This window comes from Marinomonas spartinae (assembly GCF_016461715.1).
Classification (GTDB): Bacteria; Pseudomonadota; Gammaproteobacteria; order Pseudomonadales; family Marinomonadaceae; genus Marinomonas; species Marinomonas spartinae_A.
The window spans coordinates 243,162-257,305 of the sequence record NZ_JAEMUI010000004.1 but is presented as its reverse complement, the minus strand read 5'-3'; the positions used below and the strand labels follow the sequence as shown (position 1 = coordinate 257,305).

Genomic DNA, 14,144 nt, shown 5'->3' with positions numbered 1-14,144 from the left:
AAAAAGCGCCGCTCATCTCACGTGAGTGGCGCTTTTGCGTATAATTAAGCTGATTTTAATGACTGTTGGCTGTGAAGGAGTTGTAAATTGGCGTCGAAAAGAGCGGTAGTGCGTCAAAGTTTGCCCGATGTCATAGTGGCGGATCTGCGTCAGCGTATTTTGTCAGGGGAGCTGGCCGAAGGGGAACTGATTCGTCAAGAACTGTTGGCAGAAGAGTACGATGTGTCCCGAATGCCCGTTCGTGAAGCGCTAAAACGTCTTGATGCCGAAGGGCTGGTGGTATTTACCAATCACCGTGGTGCCACCGTGACTCAGCATTCTCTGGAGGAAATTGCGGAAATTTTTGATGTCCGAATGATGCTGGAAGTGGATCTTTTCAGCCGTGCCATTCCTTTAATGAAAGAGGAAAACGTTGCTGAATGTGAGCGTATCCTGAAAGAAATGGAAGCGTCTTACGCATCGGGCGATATCGCCGCTTGGGGGCCATTAAACGCTGCCTTTCATGGCGCTCTCTACGCTGCCGCAGGGAGAAAACTGACCAATCAGCTATTGGAACGCGCCAGCTTACAATCCAACCGTTATGTGAGCATGCACATCGATCAATTGAACCAATCCCAACATGCCCAGCAAGATCATAGTGACTTATTAAGACTGGCTCGCCAAGGCAATGTCGAAGGCGCTATTGAAAAATTACGCTCTCATATTGCAAACACCAAACAACAAGTTTTGGCATGGATTGCCGCATCCCGTCGTTAACCCTTTTCTAACCCCCTCCCAACCCCCTTGGTAAGGGGGAGGAGCCGACAATTCCCTCCCCTTATGTCTTCGAAGGGGAGGGTTAGGGAGGGGTTATTCGTTATGTTTCACCTGCTAAAACCGACTTGCTGAAAATGGCACCAGGTCGATATCTGGCGTCTTGTTATTAATAAGAGCGGTCACGAGTTCTGCTGTCCCAGCCGATTGGGTAAGCCCTAAATGTCCGTGTCCAAAGGCGTATATTACCCGCTTTGATCGGCTTGAGTGGCTGATTACTGGCAAGCTGTCTGGCATGGAGGGGCGAAAGCCCATCCACTGTTTGCCGCCTGCGGTTTTTAAACCCGGTAAGAAAGAGGCGGCTTTGTCGAGCAAGGTATCCGCACGTTTATAATTGGGTTTTAGATTTAACCCACCCAGCTCCACGGCGCCGCCAATGCGAACGCCCTCACCTATTTTGGTCACCACAAAACCATGATTGCTAAAAGTGATATGGGTTTTTAAATCGAAGGCACCCGCTGGTAAAGTGGTGTTGTACCCTCGTTCTGTATCTAGTGGCAAACTGTCACCAATAGATTGCGCTAATTTTTTAGACCACGCCCCTGCAGCGAGTACCACCTGACTTGCTTGATAATCGGCTGCTCCGCTTTTTAACGTCACGCTACTGTCGTGTACTGCAATCGCATGAACCGTTGCAATGGCGATTTTGCCGCCACGTTTTTGGAACTCATCGGCGAGGTGCTGAGTCCATAAGGCAGGGTCACACACATTCTTCCATTCTGGTGTAAAGCCTGCGTGGGTAAATCTTGGATGGATGCCCGGTTGAATCTCAGCGATGGCCTCGGGGCGGGTTAGGAACTCAAAGACCACGCCATGTTCTTTACGTGTCTGCCAACCGGATAAACTCGCGTTGAACTCCGCTTCCCCTTCATAAAGTTGCAACTGGCCTTCACGTCGAATCATGGCTTCGCCATTCACCGCTGTAATTTGTCGCTCAAGAGCGGCCTTGGAGAGGGCCATTAAATTCGCTTGGGCGAAGAGCGACGCCTGATAACGGTCTGACCAGCTCGCTCGCCAGAATTTCAACATCCAGGGGAGAATCTTCAAGGCATAAGCAGGACGTAGCGACAATGGGCCGAGAGGATCCATCAACCACAGGGGCGCTTTTTTCATAATGCCAGGGGTGGCGAGAGGCATCACATCTGCGAAGGCAAAGGCTCCTGCGTTACCGGCAGAGGTTTCGGCAGCAATGCCTTTGCTGTCTAAGACTAAGACCTGACGACCTTGAGACTGCAGCTGAAGGGCAATACTGATGCCGATAATCCCTGCGCCAATCACAATGATGTCGTGATCTGTTGAAGACATGCTTGTCTCTCTTTTAGATGCCGTGTCGTAGTGGATCTGTCGGATTGATGATCAGCTTCGCTTCCTTGGTCACAAACGCTTGTCCGGTAATACGTGGAATAATCGCTGCAGGCATCGCTTCGTTGTTGGCGGGTTGATAGCTTAAACGATAGTGGCTGCCAATCGTGCTTTCCTGAATGATTTCTTCATTAGGGGCGAGACGATCATCGTCGGCAAGACAAGCTAAACGTGCAGAGCTTCCAGTGCCACAAGGTGAGCGGTCATAGGCATTGTCTGGGCAAAGTACAAAGTTTCGACTGTGGCCGTGCTCCGTCAATGGTGGACCGTAAAGAATAATATGATCAATGATGCCACCATCGGTACCCGTTAAGGATGATGCTTGAATGGCCTCACGAATTTTGATGGCGACGTCGGTCAAATCGCGAATGTTATCCGGTGTCACGGGAATGGGACTTTGATCGACAATAAAGAACCAATTCCCCCCGTAGGATACATCGCCATAGACGGTGCCTACTCCGTCTATCTCAAGACGAATATTTTTATAGAGACGGTGGCTAGCCACGTTTTGTACTGTAATGGTGTTAGCATCAGACAGTGTCACCTCGACGACGCCCACAGGCGTTTCTATTTTGTGCGTCCCCACGCCTATTTTTCCCATATGAGCCAGCGTTGCGGCGACGCCAATGGTGCCATGACCGCACATGCCAATAACGGCCGCCGCGTCAAAATAAATCACTCCTGCCACGCATTCTGGATCAACTGGCTCGACCAGCATTACGCCAACCATGGCTTCTTGCCCATAAGGCTCGGACACTACCCCACGATAAAATGCTTGATGTTCTGTCGCCAATATTTTCGCTCGCTCGGCTAAGGAGCCAGACCCTAAATCGGGTCCGCCAGAAATGATAACGCGGGTTGGCTCACCTTCCGTATGACTGTCGATTACTTGCATGTCTCTATTACTCCCCCTTGTTTAACCCAATCCGCAAACCAGTCCTTAAAGAGTGCATATTGCTCTTCACAGTAACGACGTTGCGCGGCATTAAGTTCATCCGTTGCGTTGAAATGTAATCGATACTCTTCTTCGCCGTTCAACACAAGTAAATATTTAAAGAACAACACCAGTTCTGGTCCTTCATCGAAACTCGCTAGGACAGAAAAGGCTTCTTCTAATTCTTGGGCGCGAACGCGGGCTTCGGCGTTGCCTTGGGCGGCAAGCTTGCATAAGTTGACGAGTAATAAGACTTCTTTTGGTAACGCCGTACCAATGCCCGTAATAGCACCGACCGCACCACATTTGACGAAACCATGGTAAACCGCTGTATCGACGCCCACCATTAGCAATACTTCATCGTCTTGGGAGGTGATGTTTTCTGCGGCGTAACGCAGGGCCTCTTTACTACCAAACTCTTTAAAGCCGACCAGATTCTTATGCTCGTCTCGCAGAGCAAAAAACAAATCCGCACGGGTTTCGAAACCATAGACAGGACTGTTATAGATAATCGCGGGAATGGACGGGGCGGCTGATAGGATCGCCTTAAAATGGTGTCTCTGGGCGGCCATCACCGAACCACGAGACAACACACGAGGAATCACCATCAACCCTGCCGCACCGACTTTTTCCGCATGGGCGGCAAGCGCCACTGCCGATTTGGTATTAATGGCGCCTGTTCCCACCACCACAGGCACTCCCGCATTCACCAAGCGCTCCACGCCTTCCATACGCTCAGCATCGGTTAGTAAAGGCCAATCGCCCATGGAGCCGCAATAGACCACCGCCGACATACCTGCCGCGATCATCTCCTTGCCCTTCTTCACCAAGGCATCGTAATCCGGTGTACGGTCTGCTTTACAAGGTGTCATTAGGGCTGGCATCACACCATTAAACACGGCTTTATTCATCGCTGTTACCTACCTGATTTCGAATGCATTAGAGATATTGTTGAGACTTTTGCACGACGACTGTGCTTGCCAATACTTTGTTAAAAACAGACTCAAAATGCTCATTTATAGCGATAAACTCCGCTTTCTTGTCTGTTTTTGCCGTGTCTTGGCGTCGCTCGTGACATCGTGCAAAGGTCTCATTGTTGTATAAATGGATATTGGATACAAAATAGGCTTGGAATGAAAAATAGTCAACGGCGGTAAAGTCAGAACGGATAAAAAAATTGTAGTAACATAGTGATTGCTTAGATCTGGAGAGGTTGATTGTCTTATTTAAATCAGTTTATGCAGCAGTGGAAAGCCCATTTAAAAAGCGAGCTTGCTTACTGTGGGTTACGCTTTATCACAACGGAAGATGGGGATGAGGTGGATGTTAAAACCAATTCCTTGGCGTATTTTCGTTGCCTACGGCTGATTTCTAACATCAATGATCATTTGGACGAGTCAAGAGACTCGCTTGCTTGGATGATGTTGGAAAAACAATTAAAAGCCAAGGCCGAGATGGCTGAACGTGGTACGTCCAGCCTTGTGGCTAAGCTGCATATCGAAGCAAGCCAAATCGAGATTCGTCTTAATTTTAGCTACGACGAAGAGCAGCATATTGTCTTGGTAAGCTGATTTCTAATTTATAATCGCTTTCTCATAAGAGGTGTTTCTCTTCGTTCGCTTTGGTAATATCAGCATGATAAAGCCCTTCCTTAACGTTTTAGTAAGATCAGAAATAGAGTTTCATGTGGATAAAAAGCTGTTTTTCAGGCCTAGTATCGAACGTTAATTGGTGATGCTTTCTATATTACTTAAGCTATTTATACCCATGTATATTGTTGAGTGTCAGGAGTTTTATACTTTTCTTAAACAACATAGTTTCTTTATACGGAGTTCATAATGATTAGAATGGCCTTACCCAACAAAGGTGTTTTGTTTCAACCTTGTATCGATCTACTTGAATCGTGTGGGTACAGTGTTAAAAAGCCTACCAAGGGATTGTTTTTCTTTGACAAAAAGAACGATATAGAATTTTATTTTCTTAGAGCAAATGATATCCCTATGTATCTAAGTAAGGGAATAATAGATATTGGTATTACCGGGAAAGATTTTCATAGTGAAAAAAAGAGTAACGCTAAAGAAATAATAGATCTACCATTTGGTCATTCAAAGCTTTGTATTGCTGCTATGCAAGAGTCAAGTATAGACAAGCGTAGTGACATATCCGGTCTTAGAGTCGCTACCTCTTTTCCCAGCATAGTGAGTGATTACTTTCAAGGTGACAATATTGAGATCGTTGAGCTGGAAGGGGCTGTTGAAATATCAATTAGCCTTGGTCTGGCTGATTGTGTGGTTGATATTGTGGAAACAGGAGCAACATTAAAATCTGCTGGGTTAAAAGTGGTGTCTGATCCTATTTTTGCTTCAAATGCCGTTCTTTATTCTGCACCTAACCCACGTGATCCGCATAATATTGATATGATTGTCAGTAGAATTCGTGGCCGACTTATAGCGTTAGATTATCAATTAGTTGAATATGATGCACCGCAAGAGATATTAGATCTAGCTTGTGAGTTAACACCAGGCTTTGAGTCTCCAACCATTAGTCCGTTGAGAAATAAAAATTGGTACTCGGTTAAATCTATGGTTAAGAAAGACGAAGTACATCAAATACTCGATAAACTGAAAAAACTAGGATGCAAAGCAATACTGCTTACCAATATAGAAATGGCTAGAATTTAATTTCTTCAAACAAGTGACTTATTTTTTATAATAATGTGGATATTTAAACTGACTTAAGGCTCTAAAGTTATCTTATGGCAGTTTAAATATCATTTTAATATAGTTATTCTGGCTATTCAGATTACATTGAATGGTCACTAAGTCGTTCTTAATCGCTTATAGACTTTTATTCGAGCTCTATCTTGAAGCAAGCGAAACTTTCCTTAATTTTAGCGATGACGAAGAGCTATATATCGTCTTTAGTAGTTAGGTTTATTTGCCCTATTTTTTAAGACAAAAGGTAATATAATCAGCTTATACAGAAAAATCGAGATAATATAAGCGAGTATGATCGTGTTGTCTAACCCCGTATTATTGAAAAAGATAGATAGCAGGTAAGAGATACCGATAAAAAGCCCTATCTCGACAATAAAATCTACCATAAATAGCATGAACTTAGTGAATGACTTGCATGAGGCCGTTGGCATGATTACGGTTTGGCATAGCTCAAAAGCTAAAAGTACAGAAATTATGGTAACTGTCGTTGATCTTTGACTACTGAAGCTACTGAAAAGAAAAATCAGAAACTTTGATATGGCAATGATTAAAATCAGCTGAATCGTTAAACCTTTAAGCCACTTTCCCCATTCGGAAGACGGTTTAGATAACAACATATGCTTTCTCCTTGTCGCTGTAAGATGGGTCATCCTTCGTTCTTTTTATATCACCTTTTTAATCCATATTTTGTATCTTTACACAAACTAAACATATGTTTATCTCTTTAAGGCTCTTATATTTTGCAAATCGGTAATGGTTCTAGCTGCCATCTTTTCCACCAGACCAACGGCTTCATGCAAGCATAAAATTATTTGTCCTTCATCGCTCTCATTTTTATTGCATAGGGCAGTATGACGACCCTGTATAGAAGTACCGAAGCAAAAACCGAAATCATCAAAAGAGTATTTGAGCTAAGCGTGCTGATAAATAGGCTTAAGAGGTAAAAGATAGCGACCACTAAGACTATCTCAATGGCTAAATCGACAAGCAGTCTCGTTAATTTTTTAGCGAACGAGTTAGATGGGGACATACCCACTCCTTTTTATATGACAAAGTGCATTCATTCGATGTTAGATTCTATACATCTCCAGCGTTAATTCTATAGCCTCTCAATGGGAGTTCGTTACGATGACCGTGGCTAAGCCAAACGCTTTTTCTTATTGGGCAAATCGGTAATGGTTCCAGTACCCACCTCTGCTGCGAGGCCAACGCTTTCATGCAAGCTTGGGTGAGCATGAATGGTGAGGGCGATGTCTTCTAAGGTGGCGCCAAATTCGATAGCGAGAGTGAGTTCCCCCAGCAATTCCCCTGCGTGGGAGCCGACAATGCCCGCGCCCAGTACTCGTTCGCTTTCTGCATCGTAAATCAGCTTGGTTTTGCCCTGGGTCACGCCAGACGCGATGGCACGACCACTGGCGCTCCAAGGAAACACGGCGCTTTTTACTTTGATGCTATCTCTTTTGGCTTGGGTTTCGGTTAGGCCAATCCAAGCGACTTCTGGAAAAGTGTAGGCAATGGATGGAATCGCCATCGGCTGAAAATCGACCTGATGGCCTGCGATCACTTCTGCTGCAGTGTGTCCTTGATGGGAGGCTTTGTGGGCCAGCATAGGACCGTGTGTCACATCCCCGATGGCATAGATATTGGGTACAGATGTTTGGCATTGTTCATTAGTCATAATAAAACCTCGCGGATCAATGTCGACACCCATCTCAGGAATACCTGCGTTTCGGCCATTGGGGGTGCGGCCAACGGCGACCAACACGGCATCCACATCAAGATGTCGTTCACCGTCTTTGTCTTGTAAAGTGATGGTCAAGGCCTCTGGGTGTGCATCGATTTTAGTTACTTGGGTTTGCGTTAAGAAGGTCATGCGATCTTTATTGGCGTTTTCAAATACACGTACCAAGTCTTTATCCGCGCCTGTCATGATCTGATCACCTAATTCCGCTATGGTAATTTGGCTACCTAGGGCTTGATACACGGTTGCCATTTCCAAGCCGATAATGCCGCCACCCATGACAAGCATGTGTTTGGGAATGCGTTTTAGTTGTAAAGCACTGGTGGCATCGAGGATTCTCGGATCATCATAGGGAATAAATGGCAAGCGAATGGCACGGGAGCCAACGGCAATAATAGCCGATTCGAACTCAATTGTTTCTGTCTCTTGATCGACTTTGCTAAGCGTTAGACTGTGGTGGGAAGCAAACTGCCCTTCCCCATGAAAAACTGCCACATTGCGGCCTTTGGCCATAATGGCGAGGTTGTTTGTTAAGGCATCAACAGTGGACTGTCTATGCTGACGAATGGCATCCAAATCAATAGTCGGCTTAACGAAGCTCACACCATGGCTGGGTTCGTCGACCATACGTATCTTGCTTGCAATGTGTAATAAGGCTTTGGAAGGAATGCAGCCGACGTTTAAGCAAACACCGCCCAAGGTGTTATGTCGTTCGACCAATGCCACAGACAACCCCAGATCTGCCGCACGAAATGCGGCGGCGTAGCCACCAGGACCACTTCCCAGTACCAATACATCGTATTTCATTATTTTCTCCTTTTCCGTTGGCTAATTTTACCTATCTATCACTAGGTAGATAAAATATAGCTTGTAGTATCATTGTTCGTCAATAAAATACCTATCAGTAGGTAGATAAACATTGTGAGAAGCAACATCATGACGACGTCCAGCAAACAACCCGCGAAAGACACCAAAACCCGTATCATGGACAGCGCAGAGCGAGCCATTGTGCAAAGCGGCTATGGTGCATTTAGCTTTCGTGATATTGCCGAAGAGATTGGTATTAAAAGTGCTAGCGTGCATTATCACTACCCGACCAAAGGGGATTTAGCCGTCGCAGTCATGACGCGCTTTACTGATGAGTTCCGTGCCCTGTTGCCGGATCCTAAATTGGCGTCCATTGATCCACGAGCCATGCTCAACGGTTTTATCGATGGCTTTAAAAAGAAGATTGTCGAGCAGCACAATATGAGTCTGTGTACTATGTTGACGGCAGATAAACATCTGTTACCAGAATCCGTTGGAGAGGCGTTGGCCGAGTTTTATGAAGTGAAGCTCAGTTGGCTGACGCAAGTCTTTGTTCGTCTTAATAATCTTGCCGATGATCAAGCTCGAGTGAAAGCTGGTCAGCTGTTGGCATCCTTGCATGGTGCGTCTGTATTAGTACAAGCGACGGGCGAGGTGGATTGGTTCGAGAAGGCGTTATCCTTGTGGAGATAAAGTGCTTTTGAAGACACACAACACTTTGCGCTGACGTGTTTTTGCTGCTAGTCCTCACTAAACACACAGACTTTATTACGGCCTGTTTGTTTGGCTTTATAAAGGGCTTTGTCTGCTTCGCTGAGCAGTTCACCTATGGTGTTGCATTTATCTTGGCAAGAGGAGACGCCAAGGGAAACTGTATAGTGTATTCGTTCGCCCTTTTGGCTTTTTATCGCCATGTGTGACAATGTCGTTCGTAATTGCTCAGCAACTTGAATAGCTTGTTTATGGTGGCTGTTGGGTAGGAAAATAGCGAACTCTTCTCCACCAATTCTTCCTAAGATTGCGTTCTTAGGAATGGCTGCTTGACTTGTTTTCGCGAGTATCTGCAGAACCTGGTCGCCTGAATCGTGTCCATAGATATCGTTGATTCTTTTAAAATGGTCGACATCCATCATTAGCAAAGCGTAGCTTTCTTTTGCTTGTTTCGCTTGTTGTAATGCGCGGGTGCTTAACTCGAAAAAAGAACGTCGGTTGGCGAGGTCGGTTAAGTAATCATTGTAAGCACGGCGCTCCAATTCCTTATGAGCACTATGATTCTCAATGGCGATGCTGGCTAAGTTGCTGGCAAAATTAATCAGTTCTAAATCATGTTGACTGGGAGTGGGGTTGAGGCTGTTGTAGATTGCAAACGTGCCTAATAAATCCCCATTAGCAGATCTGATTGGGTCGGACCAGCAAGAGCGTAAGCCTGCTTTTCGTGCCAGTTCGGTAAAGTTTTCCCAGTAAGGGTGGGTTGCGGTATCAGCCACGATCACTCTTTCATTTAGGTAGGCGGCGGTACCACAAGATCCAATATTAGGGCCAATTTTGATACCGTTAATGGCTATGTTGTAATCGTCTGGTAGGTTGGGTGCAGCCCCTAAATTTAAGGTTTGATTGGTTGCATCAAATAGCAAGATACTGCATAACGCATCCGGCATTTCTTTTTCAATTTGTTTGATAATGACGGAGAGTGTTTTGTTAAGGGCGGAGCTTTTAGCGACCATTTCGAGCATGTCACTACGGGCTTGAAGGCGCTGCTCTTTGATGTAATGTTCTGAAAGATCGTAGAAATACCAAAAGCGTTCATCTCCAAAATCAGTAAAAGAAAAACTGACGTAGCGTATGGTGCCATCTTTACAGGTTATTTTATTTTCTACATCATCAATTGATTGATCCAGTTGGCTAATAAGACGTTTCGTGGGATTGGCTTTTTGAGACCAAACAGCTAAGTTAGGAAGGTCATGAAGGGTGTAACCAAATAGTATCGTAAAGGCTCGGTTCAGAAAATTAATGCGGCCAGATAAAATATTGTAGCGACCAATGGCGATGGGAGCATGCTCTAAAAGGTCTTCTATCTGAGTAAGATGAAGCTGTTGAAGCTGCTTATTGATTGATTCCATTTGTCGTTCTCTAAAGGACATATCTGGGGCGCTTACGGGGGCGGGTCAGATGTCTTATTAACTTTTATGAGCCTATTTTCTGATAAATTCTATTGCTTATAAAGTAAGCAATATTAAGGATAGCCTATTTCTTGTCTAAGTTTTGTAACCGGAAGGAAATCTGCTTTTAAAAAAATTAAAAAAAGCCGCCTATTTGCGGATAGACGGCTTGCTGTTGGTTTATTTGACCAGGTCAAATGCTAGACGACATCAAAACGAACGCCATGTCTGTGTCGTTGAGATGCTTGAGGCTTTGCTGTAAATGTCTGTTCAGAGACTTTCGCTTCTGGCTCGCGCGGTGCCATTTTTTTCGCTGTTTGTTGGTCTTTATCTTTAGGTGGTTGTGCTTTCATGATCAATCTCCTTTTGCGGCTATTTCATCGGCTACCTTTGCCATGCAGTACTCTGCCACGGCGGCGATGGTCCATGCTGGGGTACAGGCCCCGGCCGAGCCTGGAATTAATGAGCCATCAACCACGTATAGCCCTGGTATCTCTTTTCCATCCGCGTCTCTTACTCTTCCGTACTCATCACAGGCTTTACCAAGTACACAGCCTCCCAAAGGGTGGGGGGTCATGCCAAAGGCGATATCAAACAGGCAGTTTTCTAGGTAATCATCCTGTTCTGTAATCGCATTTACCTCTTTTAACTGATTAACATGATGCTGTGTTGTGGTATTGGAGTGGAAGGCCCCACGGTAGCCTTTGAATGGGATCAGAGGCTTTTTCTGGGTTTTACCGGTACCATTATCCGCACTTGTATCTCTATTCGCTGCACTCCAAAGGCGCAGGGTATTCCAAGCGGTATTGATGGAATCCGCCATACCGCCTTCATAATATAAGCCCTCACTGGTTCCATCATTATGAAGTTGGGTACTCGGGTAGTCTAGTTGATAGCTACCGTCTGCTTGTTGTGTAAACTGCCCCGGGGCGGTATCCATACAAACGCCCATCATCAGAGTATTTTGTAAGTTAACGGATTCCTCATACCAAACAGGGTACACCGCTATTCTGGAATAAGGAGAGGCATGATGAGTTTTAATAAACTCAATACCTTTGTCTACCGTGGCATTATTATCTAGGTAGCTAAAGGTAGCATCGGCAGATCCCGGTCCACCATTGGCGGGTCGGGTGAATTCTGTGGTGCTTTGTGTGACAAATAGGTCACCATTTTGTCCCCAGAATTTACCGACATCTTTATGTAAGGTGGGTAAACCCTTTTGATTAAGATTAATAGGATTGGCTTTATTGGCAGACTCCAGCAACAATCGAGGGGTATGCATGGCGCCAGCCGAGAAAATGACGTTCTTCGCTACGTAAGAGGTTTCTGTTGTCCCCGTCAATTGACTGGTTTTTTTATCGATGTGGAATTGTTTGACATAAATTCGATAGTGTTCTTTGTCTCCGTTGTAAACGACTTGAGTCACTTCTGTTAAGCATTGGATATCAAGGTAACCTAACTCCTGCGCTTGTTTGAGGTAGTTTTGATCCAAGCTTTTTTTAATGCCTTTCATACTACCATCTGCTTGCTTAGAGAAGCTGTTCATGCCGTACCACATTTCCCCAATGATGGCCGAAGGCAGCATGTCGCCTTTGATCTCGTGCTCAACAAGGTCCCAATCGAGGGATAAGGTACTTAAGTGGGCATCCATTTGTTTAAGAGGAAAAATGTTTTTATTGATTTTAGGCGGGAGCGACTTTGTTTTTTCGATTAACGCTGGGTCATCCATTTGCGTTTTCAGATTACCTGCTTGGGCGCGAAACACTCTTGTCGATGTATAGGCCTCCGAGTTGAGGATGTCCTTTGTCATCTCTGTCGGAGTCATGACGGTTTCTACGGTATCGTAAAAACGGGCCACCTTATCAAAAGTGAGCAAAGAGTCTGCAGCCTCTGGTTTTTCTGGGTCGCGAAATGCTAAGTTAAAGGCATTGGGTGAGGGTTTTTCAAAGAAGGTGTTGTATACCTGTGATGTACCGCCCAAACCTGCTCCGACCCAGACCGTCATGTTTTTGGTTTCAATGGTTTCAACTAATCCTGGAAATACCCCCACAGGGCGTTTCGATGTTGTCCCATCGTTGAAGTTGAGTGGCAAATCGTTAAGGCTTGGGTTTTCTGGTGGGGTGCCAAAGGCTTCCACTTCGCTCATCCATGTGGATCGGCCATCGGGCTGACGGTATGTACAAAAAGGGGGTTCTGAAACAGGGGTTCCGGTTAAATCTCCCCACCAGTCCTGTCCTCGTTCTATCAGTAGAATGGGCTTGTTATTATCATTGGTTTTAGAGGCGTTTTTCTTCTTATAAGCCTCACTAATGCGCAGTGCTGACACACTACCGCCAAAGCCTGAGCCGATAATCACAGTGTCATAGGTGTTGTTTGGGTTAGTCATGTTACTTTATCTCCATATTAAGTTTGTGTTTGAGTTGTCCGTGCTCTACATGATGATGGTTTGGTGCGCGGCATTGATTTTGCCTATTTCTTCTTTTAGCTCCGGTAGTATCGCTTTATCTGAAAGAACGATTTGACTCATCAAGTTGCCAAGGTGAGTACAGTCTTCGGCGGTGTAACCTAGGCGAGTGATTTCAGCGGTACCGATGCGCATAAAGCCATCCACATGAATACCGTGTTTGGCGAGCTTATCTCGATGTGCTATGCCCTGCTCTCTCTCTAGTTTGGGAAGCACTTGATGGCAATAAGTGAGGTGTTTGAAGTTTGTGCTGCTCTGCCCACGCATTTCAAAGCCATTATCGATTAGGGCATCAGAAAACGCGCGCGAGTTTTCAACGATTTGTGCCGCGTATTGCTCCCAAGGCACTTCATCTATCACGATGCCCATACTGGCAATGCGTGCCAGATGTGGGTTACAGATCATGGTGGGGCCATTTAATGGGGTAAAGTTCGAGACCACATCGATTCTATCGTTTAGCTCATCACTATTGGTAAGAATGATGCCGCCTTGAGGGCCTGGAAAGGTTTTATGCGTAGAGCCAAAGATAAGGTCTGCGCCCTCACCTAATGGGTCCTGATACTGTCCGCCAGCCGTTAGCCCCAAGCTATGGGAGCTGTCGTACGCTAAGATGCCTCCGTAGGAATGAACCACTTCGGCGACTTCTTTGACGGGCATGGGGCGTGTGTAAATTGAGGCGCCTAGAATGACCAGTTTGGGCTGTTCTTTACTGAGTAATTCCAACGTTGCGGGCACATCGAGTTGCCAGTTCTCGTCTGAAAAAGGCAAGGGTAAAGACACTCGATGGAAGACTTCATAGTTAAACGGATAGCCGCCACCAGGGAAAAAAGGTGGCACACGGCCAACTTTATCGCCAGGGTTGGTGAGTGCGAAAACCACCGCCATCAAGCTGTTACTGCCAGAAATGGGCGATAGGTTCACATGTTTGACTTTGAATAAGCGTTGGGCTTTTGCTGTGGTTTGCGACATGATTTCTTGAGAAATCGAGGTGCCAGCATAAAAGGGGGCTGCATAGCGTGAAGCAAGATCGCTGGCCAGTACCTCGGATGCGGCGTCTGATAAACGGTTCTCGCTGACAATCATATTGATTGCTTGCTTTCGAATGTCGGTGTGACCTTTTACGAGTTCAATAATGGATTGCATCTTT

At 45.6% G+C, this 14,144-nt stretch carries 12 protein-coding genes; 4 read left to right on the top strand and 8 right to left on the bottom strand.

Going from position 1 to position 14,144, the window contains the following annotated elements:
* Nucleotides 1-87 precede the first annotated feature (87 nt).
* Complete coding sequence (locus JHD45_RS06515; RefSeq protein WP_199475696.1) at nt 88-756, top strand: GntR family transcriptional regulator; 669 nt, start codon at nt 88-90, stop codon at nt 754-756.
* A gap of 114 nt (nt 757-870) precedes the next feature.
* On the opposite strand, the gene JHD45_RS06510 is transcribed toward JHD45_RS06515, so the two are convergent.
* From JHD45_RS06510 to JHD45_RS06500, 3 genes are read right to left on the bottom strand one after another with little or no spacing between them, the layout of a single operon-like run.
* Nucleotides 871-2,118, bottom strand: a complete 1,248-nt coding sequence (locus JHD45_RS06510) for an NAD(P)/FAD-dependent oxidoreductase (protein ID WP_199475695.1) — start codon at nt 2,116-2,118, stop codon at nt 871-873.
* 13 nt (nt 2,119-2,131) lie between these two features.
* Nucleotides 2,132-3,070 (bottom strand): proline racemase family protein, encoded by a 939-nt coding sequence (locus JHD45_RS06505; RefSeq protein ID WP_199475694.1) that lies wholly within the window; start codon nt 3,068-3,070, stop codon nt 2,132-2,134.
* Complete coding sequence (locus tag JHD45_RS06500) at nt 3,061-4,020, bottom strand: dihydrodipicolinate synthase family protein (protein ID WP_199475693.1); 960 nt, start codon at nt 4,018-4,020, stop codon at nt 3,061-3,063. The genes JHD45_RS06505 and JHD45_RS06500 overlap by 10 nt, the downstream gene beginning before the upstream one ends.
* Nucleotides 4,021-4,326: 306 nt before the next feature.
* On the opposite strand from JHD45_RS06500, the gene JHD45_RS06495 reads away from it, so the two are divergent.
* Together JHD45_RS06495 and hisG are read left to right on the top strand one after the other, a co-directional pair.
* Nucleotides 4,327-4,680 carry a hypothetical protein gene (locus tag JHD45_RS06495; protein ID WP_233407625.1) on the top strand — a complete coding sequence of 118 codons (354 nt, stop codon included), beginning with the start codon at nt 4,327-4,329 and terminating at the stop codon, nt 4,678-4,680.
* A 267-nt stretch (nt 4,681-4,947) separates the two neighbouring features.
* Nucleotides 4,948-5,790, top strand: a complete 843-nt coding sequence (hisG, locus tag JHD45_RS06490; protein ID WP_199475692.1) for an ATP phosphoribosyltransferase — start codon at nt 4,948-4,950, stop codon at nt 5,788-5,790.
* 1,174 nt (nt 5,791-6,964) lie between these two features.
* On the opposite strand, the gene lpdA is transcribed toward hisG, so the two are convergent.
* Nucleotides 6,965-8,374 (bottom strand): dihydrolipoyl dehydrogenase, encoded by a 1,410-nt coding sequence (gene lpdA / locus JHD45_RS06485; RefSeq protein ID WP_199475691.1) that lies wholly within the window; start codon nt 8,372-8,374, stop codon nt 6,965-6,967.
* A gap of 129 nt (nt 8,375-8,503) precedes the next feature.
* Here lpdA and JHD45_RS06480 point away from each other — a divergent pair, with 129 nt between their 5' ends.
* The gene (locus JHD45_RS06480; RefSeq protein ID WP_199475690.1) at nt 8,504-9,067 is read left to right on the top strand and encodes a TetR/AcrR family transcriptional regulator; all 564 of its coding nucleotides are present in this window, start codon (nt 8,504-8,506) and stop codon (nt 9,065-9,067) included.
* 47 nt (nt 9,068-9,114) lie between these two features.
* Here JHD45_RS06480 and JHD45_RS06475 read toward each other — a convergent pair whose 3' ends face one another.
* From JHD45_RS06475 to JHD45_RS06460, 4 genes are all read right to left on the bottom strand, one after another.
* Entirely contained in the window at nt 9,115-10,494 is a 1,380-nt protein-coding gene (locus JHD45_RS06475; protein WP_199475689.1) for a diguanylate cyclase, read from the bottom strand.
* A 239-nt stretch (nt 10,495-10,733) separates the two neighbouring features.
* Nucleotides 10,734-10,886, bottom strand: a complete 153-nt coding sequence (locus JHD45_RS06470; protein WP_199475688.1) for a hypothetical protein — start codon at nt 10,884-10,886, stop codon at nt 10,734-10,736.
* A 2-nt stretch (nt 10,887-10,888) separates the two neighbouring features.
* Nucleotides 10,889-12,919 (bottom strand): GMC family oxidoreductase N-terminal domain-containing protein, encoded by a 2,031-nt coding sequence (locus JHD45_RS22210; protein WP_233407624.1) that lies wholly within the window; start codon nt 12,917-12,919, stop codon nt 10,889-10,891.
* Nucleotides 12,920-12,964: 45 nt separating this feature from the next.
* Nucleotides 12,965-14,140, bottom strand: a complete 1,176-nt coding sequence (locus JHD45_RS06460; RefSeq protein ID WP_199475687.1) for an aminotransferase class I/II-fold pyridoxal phosphate-dependent enzyme — start codon at nt 14,138-14,140, stop codon at nt 12,965-12,967.
* Between the last annotated feature and the right edge of the window lie 4 nt (nt 14,141-14,144).